At 61.5% G+C, this 4,196-nt stretch carries 7 protein-coding genes; 1 reads left to right on the forward strand and 6 read right to left on the reverse strand.

Annotated features, from left to right (window positions below; genetic code table 11):
* Positions 1-201 precede the first annotated feature (201 nt).
* The 6 genes from AC1D1X_RS16965 to AC1D1X_RS16990 form a co-directional block, all read right to left on the reverse strand.
* Positions 202-846 (reverse strand): DJ-1/PfpI family protein, encoded by a 645-nt coding sequence (locus AC1D1X_RS16965; protein ID WP_477698716.1) that lies wholly within the window; start codon positions 844-846, stop codon positions 202-204.
* Positions 847-950: 104 nt separating this feature from the next.
* Positions 951-1,280, reverse strand: coding sequence for a DHCW motif cupin fold protein (locus AC1D1X_RS16970; protein ID WP_477668688.1), 330 nt, complete (start codon positions 1,278-1,280; stop codon positions 951-953).
* Positions 1,281-1,285: 5 nt separating this feature from the next.
* The gene (locus AC1D1X_RS16975; protein WP_477668687.1) at positions 1,286-1,747 is read right to left on the reverse strand and encodes a RidA family protein; all 462 of its coding nucleotides are present in this window, start codon (positions 1,745-1,747) and stop codon (positions 1,286-1,288) included.
* Positions 1,748-1,816: 69 nt separating this feature from the next.
* A complete protein-coding gene (locus tag AC1D1X_RS16980) occupies positions 1,817-2,149 on the reverse strand; it encodes an antibiotic biosynthesis monooxygenase family protein (RefSeq protein WP_477668686.1) in 333 nt (110 codons plus the stop codon).
* Positions 2,149-3,105: a DMT family transporter gene (locus AC1D1X_RS16985; RefSeq protein WP_477698717.1), complete on the reverse strand. Its 957-nt coding sequence runs from the start codon at positions 3,103-3,105 to the stop codon at positions 2,149-2,151. The genes AC1D1X_RS16980 and AC1D1X_RS16985 overlap by 1 nt, the downstream gene beginning before the upstream one ends.
* Positions 3,102-3,713 (reverse strand): LysE family translocator, encoded by a 612-nt coding sequence (locus tag AC1D1X_RS16990; RefSeq protein WP_477668684.1) that lies wholly within the window; start codon positions 3,711-3,713, stop codon positions 3,102-3,104. Before AC1D1X_RS16990 ends, AC1D1X_RS16985 begins: the two co-directional genes overlap by 4 nt.
* Before the next feature lie 121 nt (positions 3,714-3,834).
* Between AC1D1X_RS16990 and AC1D1X_RS16995 the strand changes: the two genes are divergently transcribed.
* On the forward strand, positions 3,835-4,196 hold a 362-nt coding region (locus AC1D1X_RS16995; RefSeq protein ID WP_477698718.1), incomplete at its 3' end, for a GntR family transcriptional regulator.

A 4,196-nucleotide genomic window follows, 5' to 3' on the forward strand; every position in this document is an offset into this window, starting at 1 on the left:
GCGCTTGGGTCCATTCCATTTCACTCTGTCCTTATGGGCCGTCAAAAGACAACCGGGCACAAAAATTTTTGGCAAGATTTTCAAAATCCACTGTCCGGTGGCTGCCGGGAGCGGGGACGACTTGGCGCATTCATTCTGCCCCCGCTCCGTGCACTTGTCTTTGCTTTCACACTCGCCATACCCGTCCTTGCGGGTCTGGCGTCACGACGCGCCGGACATTTCCGGTGTCGTCGACTGTTCCTGTAAATTCGCCTTCAGATGTGCAAGTCCCCGTGAGACGTATTCCTCTTTTTCACCGACCGGGGCAAAGTAGTGCAGCACCTCGCGGGCTTCGTCAATGCCCTTCAGCCGGGCAATCAGCCATGCGGAAATGTATTGCGCGGACATGCAGCCGCCTGCGGTCGCCAGGTTGCCCTTCGCAAAGAAGGCCTGGTTCAGGATGCTCACCCCGGCTGCCTGCACCCAGGGCTTGCTGGTCAAGTCCGTGCATGCCGGCATCTGGCCGACAAGCCCTAGCTTGGCGAGCAAAAAGGTCCCGGAGCACTGCGCCGCTATGAGCTGCCGTTGTGGATTGAGCTGCAGTTGACCGAGGATGGACGCGTCATTGGCGACTTCGCGCGTTTTCATTCCGCTGCCGATTAATACGGCATCGGCCCGATTGGCTTCTTTCAGGCCGATATGCGCATCAATGGTGAGGCCGTTCATCGACGTCACGCGCTCGGTGGGGCTGGCAATGCTGACTTTCCAGTCGGCATCACCCCGCAGCGAAATGCGGCTCAGCAWTCCATAGGCGATCAAGGAATCCAGTTCGTTGAAGCCGTCGAAGGTAAGGATGGCGATATGCATGAAAGCTGTCCTGATGCGGGTTGAAAGCGCTACTTCACTGAAAGAAAAAAAGACGTTGCTGTGAATCGATCTACCGGTACCGAGGTGAGACGGTTGGTGCGGGGTCAGTCCACGATAAACAGTTTGGCCCCCGAAGGCGAGGTCGACCGGTGGGCTTCGGCGCCGTCTGCCACCTGGTAGCTCATGCCCGGTAACAGCACGTGCACACTGCCGTTGTCCAGCTCCGTATGCAGCTCGCCTTCCAGGCAAAGCAGGATGTGGCCTTTGCTGCACCAGTGATCGGAAACATAGCCGGGCGTGTACTCCACCATGCGCACGCGCACATCGCCAAACTTGCGGGTGCGCCAGAAGGCCTTGCCTTCCAGGGCGGAATGTTCGGTGCGTTCCACGTTGGACCAGTCGGTGGTGCCGAAGGGAATTTCGTTCATTTTCATGCTGCTTACTCCGTGACCGACACGATGGCTTCGATTTCCACCGCAAAGCCCCGCGGCAGTGAGCCCACGCCGACTGCCGAGCGCGCATGGCGGCCCGCGTCGCCGAATACCTGCACCAGCAGGTCAGAGCAGCCGTTGATGACTTCGGTATGGCCCGTGAAATCGGGCGCCGCATTGACCATGCCCAGCAGCTTGACCACGCGCCGCACGCGCGAAAGTTCGCCCAGGGCGGCCTTCATGGTGGCAATCAGGTTCAGTCCGACGTCGTGGGCATGTTTGCGGGCTTCCTCCGCGCTGATCTCGCGCCCGACCTTAGGCACCACAGCCAGGTCTTGCCGCAGCGGCGAGCCCTTGCCCGACAGGTACAGCATGGAACCGTCGAGCACCCAGGCATCGAAGTTGCCGCGAGGGGTCACGACGGGCGGCAGGATCAGGCCGAGTTGCTGCAGGCGTTGTTCGGGGGTCATCGATGGTTCCTTGTTGTAGGGGATATCCTGGAAAGCAGTGCAAAAGCGGCGGGCGGCCTCAAGCCCGCTTCATGCCCGCTTTCGCTGGTTGGGCGTGATGTGTGTAATGGTGCCGTCGCCGTAAGAGCGCAACACCTGTGAGATGACGATGTGAAAACCTTTGTACCACTGCGTGTACTGGCGTTTGGCTTCCAGGTGCTTGGGGTGTGCTGAAAATACGCGCAGCGATTCCTCGGTCTCCCAGAAGTAAGTCGCATTGGTCAGCACGCCATCCGGCGAACGCCAGGACTCCGCGCCCAGGTAGCCCGGCGTGGCAAGGGCGGCTTCTTCGATCAGCGCGTCCAGCGTGTGGAACCGTTCGTCGTAGGTGCCGGGTTCAAAGATAAAGGCGGCTGAGTACATCACAACTTTCTGGTGTTGAGCAAAGAGCCCGGTTCGGCGGCCGGCATGCGGGCGCCTGACTGCACCGGCATTTTTTTGCCGATGAAAACGGTGGCAATCACGGCCAGCCCGAAGCCGACAGTGACCGCGTCCAGGTGCTCGCCAAGCAGCGGCACAGAAAACAGCATGGACAAGAACGGTTGCACCAACTGCACCTGGCTGACACGGACCGTGCCGCCCAGCGCCAGGCCGCGGTACCAGGCAAAAAATCCCAACCAGGCCGAGAACACCGCCACGTAGGCAAAGCCGGCCCAGGCGCTGACCTTGAGTGGTGCTGTGGGYCAGCTGAGAAGAGACAGCGGCAAAGTCAAGGGCAGCGAGAGCACCAAGGCCCAGCAGATCACGTGCTCGGCGCGCATGTGCTGGGACAGCCGCGCGCCGTAGCCGTAACCGACTGCCGCGCACAAACAGGCGGCCAGCAACAATAGGTCAGCAAAATGGATGGACAGCCCACCCTCACTGTTTGAACGCAGCATGGCAAACAAAACCACCAGCGCGCTGCCCAGCGCCGCACACAGCCAGAAGCCGGCAGACGGACGCTGGCGGTGCAGCAGCGCGCCCACTGCCGCGGTGGCCAGGGGCAGCACGCCGAGGATGACGCTTGCATGCACGGCTTCCACGTAACGCATGGCAATCGAGGTGAAGAGCGGAAAACCAAACACCACGCCGCCCGCGGTGATGGTCAGCGGCAACCAGTCCTTTCGCTGCGGCAGTGGCGCGCGGGTGGCCAGCAAAAACGCCGCCGACAACACGGCCGCCACCGTGGCCCGCCCGAGCGCGATGAAAACGCCGGACATCTGCGGTGCATCGGGCGTGCCCACGGCCAGGCGTGTCATGGGCAGCGTGACGGCAAAAATCACGATGCCCAGCAAGCCGAGCCATAGCCCTTTGTTTGTGTCGGCAGATGTGGACGTCATATAAAAAGCATCCAGATGGCGGTGGCCACGAGTACCAGCGCCATGGCGCGGTTGAACCACTGGAGCCGTCGTCCGCTGCCGGACGGGCCGGTCAGCCACTCGCGCAGCAATGACCCGGCGAGCGCGTAAGTGAGGTTGCTGACAAACGCGTAGGCCAGCATCACCGGCAATACGATGGCCAGCCGCGCGCCCGGGGCCTCGCGGCCGGCAATCCAGCCGCTCACGATGGCCAGCGCCAGCATCCACGCCTTGATGTTGACAAACTGCAGTGCGGCGCCTTGCCAGAAAGTGATGTTCAGGCGCGCCGCGTCCGCCTCGCTCAATTGGCGCGACTGCGAAATCTTCCAGGCCAGCCACAGCAGGTACGCCACGCCGATGATCTTCACGGCCCAGCTCAGCAAGGGCACAGCCAGCACCAGGGCGCCCAGCCCCAGGGCACACACCAGCAGCAGTACGCCCCAGCCGACCGGCACCGCGCAGACAAAAGGCAGTGCGCGTTTCAACCCATGGTTGGCTCCCAGTGCGGTTGATAGCGTCGTGTTGGGTCCCGGCGAAAAGCTCATCGCCGTTGCCAGCACCAGTAAGGCCGTAAATTCTTGCCAGTTCATGTTTTCAACTTTATAGTTGAAAGCAATACACCACCAGTACAGTTGTTGGTACAAATTTCCAAACTGTATTGGTCAAATTGTCAGCACACATGCCGCCTGCAGGGCGTGCCAAGGCCACACCATGTTGATGAAAACCGCTTCACAGTCCCTCACCGAACAGCTGTCGGCGCGCTTTGCCGAACGCATCCGTAGCCGGCTGTTGGCCCCTGGTGCGCGCCTGCCTTCTGTGCGGCTGTGCGCCGAGCAGCAAGGTGTAAGTGCCTCCACCGTGGTGGCGGCTTATGACCAGTTGCTGGCGCAAGGCCTGGTGGTGGCGCGCAAGAACCGCGGTTTTTTTGTCCGTGATACTTCGCTTAATGCGGCGCTGGCGCAGGCTCCTAAAGCGCCGGCAGCTATAAAAAATATAGCAGACGCAAAAACGGGTACGGCCGCGGGCCACGCCCCCCCGGGCGCCTGGAGCACTGCGACCTGGATGGCCACGCG

The sequence above is a fragment of the Polaromonas sp. P1_G4 genome (assembly GCF_056405475.1).

What these genes read in the sequence shown, in the direction of transcription:
- AC1D1X_RS16970 (WP_477668688.1), bottom strand. Translation starts at nt 1,280, where the DNA reads ATGAAAATGAACGAAATTCCCTTCGGCACCACCGACTGGTCCAACGTG.
- AC1D1X_RS16990 (WP_477668684.1), bottom strand. Translation starts at nt 3,713, where the DNA reads ATGAACTGGCAAGAATTTACGGCCTTACTGGTGCTGGCAACGGCGATG.
- AC1D1X_RS16980 (WP_477668686.1), bottom strand. Translation starts at nt 2,149, where the DNA reads ATGTACTCAGCCGCCTTTATCTTTGAACCCGGCACCTACGACGAACGG.
- AC1D1X_RS16975 (WP_477668687.1), bottom strand. Translation starts at nt 1,747, where the DNA reads ATGACCCCCGAACAACGCCTGCAGCAACTCGGCCTGATCCTGCCGCCC.